A 2,970-nucleotide genomic window follows, 5' to 3' on the forward strand; every position below is an offset into this window, starting at 1 on the left:
CGTTGATGGGTGAAGCCCTCGACGGGCGCCGCGATCGGGTCGTCCTCGCGACGAAGTTCGGCCACGAACGCGACATGGGGTATGACTTCCCCGCGGGGCGGGGCTCTCGCCGCTACATCCGCCGCGCGGTCGAGGAGTCGCTGCGGCGCCTGCGCACCGACTGGATCGACCTGTACCAGCTGCATCTTCCCGACGAGCACACGCCGATCGCCGAGACGACGGATGCTCTCGACGAGCTGGTGCGCGAAGGCAAGATCCGCTACTACGGGCACTCGAACTTCTCGGGGTGGCAGGTCGCCGAGGCGGAGTTCACCTCGCGTGAGCGTCACACCGGACGGTTCATCTCCGCCCAGAACCATTACTCGCTGCTCGCCCGCGCAGCCGAGCGCGAGGTGCTCCCGGCCGTCGAACGATACGGTCTGGGCTTCTTCCCGTACTTCCCGTTGCACAACGGTCTGCTGACCGGCAAGTTCACCCGTAAGGGCGGCCCGGCGGGGAGTCGCATCATGTCGAGTCGCCGTCATGTCTGGGAGGACGCACCGTGGAACGCTCTCGATCAGTTCCGGGACTTCTGCGCCCAGCGCGACATCACCATGCTGCAGGCGGCGTTCGGGTGGCTCCTCGCCAACCCGTCGGTGTCGAGTGTGATCGCCGGCGCCACCTCACCCGATCAGATCGAGGCGAACGCCACCGCGGGGGAGGCCTGGCGACCGGATGCCGACGACCTCGCCGTCATCGACAGTCTGTTCCCCCTTCCCGACGACCCGGGTGCGCGCGTATGAGCGCCACGGTGTCCACTACGATGTGTGAGTATCCTCGGGCGGCCCGCCCCGCAGGAATTTCGGAGGCGACGAGTGTCTGACACGACGACGAAGACGCGCAGCGTCACGGTTGCGCAGCGCACGCTGCAGCTGTCCTGGGCGGGTGTCACAGACGTCGGACGGCGGCGCGAGACCAACCAGGACGCGTTCTTCGCGGACTACCCGCTGTTCATCGTCGCCGACGGCATGGGCGGGCATGCGGGCGGCGAGATCGCCAGCCAGAGCACCGTCAAGCGCCTCGAGGCCGTCGTCGCGTCGGGACCCGTCGAGCGAGGATCCATCCAGGGCGCACTCGAGCTGGCAGTCGGCGACATCGCCGACCATCCCGAGACCACGGACGAAGGCACCGGAACGACGCTCACCGGCGTGTTCCTCGAATTCGAAGACGAAGAGCCGCACTGGGCCGCGCTCAACATCGGCGATTCCCGGGTCTACCTGCTGCGTGATGACCGTCTCGTGCAGGTGACGACGGATCATTCCGTCGTACAGGAGCTCATCGCCGCAGGCAAGATCAGCCCGGAAGAGGCCGAAGGTCACCCCTACAGCAATGTGATCACACGTGCGGTCGGCGCCAGCGAGCTCACCGCGCCCGATTACGTGACCCTCGATGTGCGGCCGGGCGACCGCTTCGTGATCTGCTCCGACGGCCTCACGAAGGAGCTGACCGACTACGGCATCCAGCACTTCCTGCGCGAGAACTCCGACCCGGCGGCCGCCGTCGACGCGATGCTCGCCGCCGCACTCGAGAACGGCGGCCGCGACAACGTGACCCTCGTGATCGTCCAGATCGCGGAAGAGCCCTCCTCCACAATCGAGTCCGCCGCCGAATAGGGCTGCACGCCTGTGGAGTGGGCCCGAGCAGGCGCCCATTCAGGGTCGACTGGTGGGCATGGACTCGCCATCGATCACGATCCCCGCAGCTCCCGTCTCTCCCCGGAGGCCACCGACCCCGTTCGTGGCAGCTCTCGTGCCGGTCGCCGCCGGAGTGGTGCTGTGGCTCGTGACCGGATCCATCCTGTCGCTGTGCTTCGCCGCGCTGGGGCCGTTGATGGTCCTCGCCTCGTTGGTCGATGGGGCAAGGTCGCGACGCAAGGCACTTCGGATCGCCGAGGCGGAGAGCGCCGAGGCGTGGGTCGCCGCTGACACGCAGCTCACGCGACTTCACGATGAGGAGCGCCGGATGCGCTGGCACCGGCATCCCGATGCGGCGACAGCGCTTCTCGACCCTCCGCTGCGTGGGGTCTCGGCGATCGACGGGAGCGAGCAGATCGTCGTCGGCAGCGGCGCAGGAGAAAGCAGGGTTCGCGCATCGGGCGGTGACGGCGAGCGGGAACGGGCCTTTCGCGGCCGGTGCTCGACGATCGAGCGTGTGCCGGTGGTCGTCCCGATCGGCGGCGGGATCGCGTTGCGCGGTGCGCGTCCTGTCGTCGCATCGGCGGCCCGAGCGCTCGTCGTGCAGATGGGCCTCAGGTTCGGCACCGCTCAGCTCGCGCTGGTCGGGGAGGATCTCGACGACTGGGGTATCGCCGGCTTCCCCCACGCTCGCGAGCCGAAGCGCGATGTGTTCCGGCTCGGGCTCGCGCGCGGTGGAGGTCTGCCACCGGCCAGTGACGCCGTGGTCTGGCTGCTCGCGAGCGATGACGAGGTCCCTGAGGGAATCACCACCGTGATCGACATCGCTGAACCCGATCACGCGACCGTGCGCACGCCGCAAGGGGTCGTCGACGTCGTGGCCGAGTTCGTCTCTCACGCTCAGGCTGTCGTGATCGGCGCGTCGAGGTGGTCGGACGCCGAGGAGTCGCTCGCGATTCCCGCGCTCGTGGCACTCGGGGAACTCGCCCAGCCTATGTCGCCGGATGGTCTCCCGGCGGCGATCGGACGCGGGGAGCGTCACGAGATCGTGCTCGACATCGTCGACGACGGGCCGCATGCGACCGTGACCGGCACGACCGGGAGCGGCAAGAGCGAGCTGCTGGTGTCGTGGGTGACGGCCATCGCCTCCCGACATGGACCGGAACGTGTGACCTTCGTCCTCGCCGACTTCAAGGGCGGCACGGCCTTCGAGCCGTTGCGCGCACTGCCTCAGGTCACTGCGGTCATCACGGACCTCAGTGAGGAGGGGGACCGCCGGGGCGTGTCCAGCCTGACC

3 protein-coding genes are annotated in these 2,970 nt (G+C 68.6%); all 3 read left to right on the forward strand.

Going from position 1 to position 2,970, the window contains the following annotated elements; all coding sequences use genetic code 11:
• The coding region (locus tag J7E68_RS05215) for an aldo/keto reductase (protein ID WP_215170502.1) at positions 1-782 on the forward strand (782 nt) is incomplete at its 5' end.
• A gap of 72 nt (positions 783-854) precedes the next feature.
• The gene (locus J7E68_RS05220) at positions 855-1,652 is read left to right on the forward strand and encodes a protein phosphatase 2C domain-containing protein (RefSeq protein ID WP_215170504.1); all 798 of its coding nucleotides are present in this window, start codon (positions 855-857) and stop codon (positions 1,650-1,652) included.
• 58 nt (positions 1,653-1,710) lie between these two features.
• The coding region (locus tag J7E68_RS05225; RefSeq protein WP_251048666.1) for an FtsK/SpoIIIE domain-containing protein at positions 1,711-2,970 on the forward strand (1,260 nt) is incomplete at its 3' end.

It is taken from the genome of Microbacterium sp. ISL-103, from assembly GCF_018613995.1.
Taxonomy (GTDB): domain Bacteria; phylum Actinomycetota; class Actinomycetes; order Actinomycetales; family Microbacteriaceae; genus Microbacterium.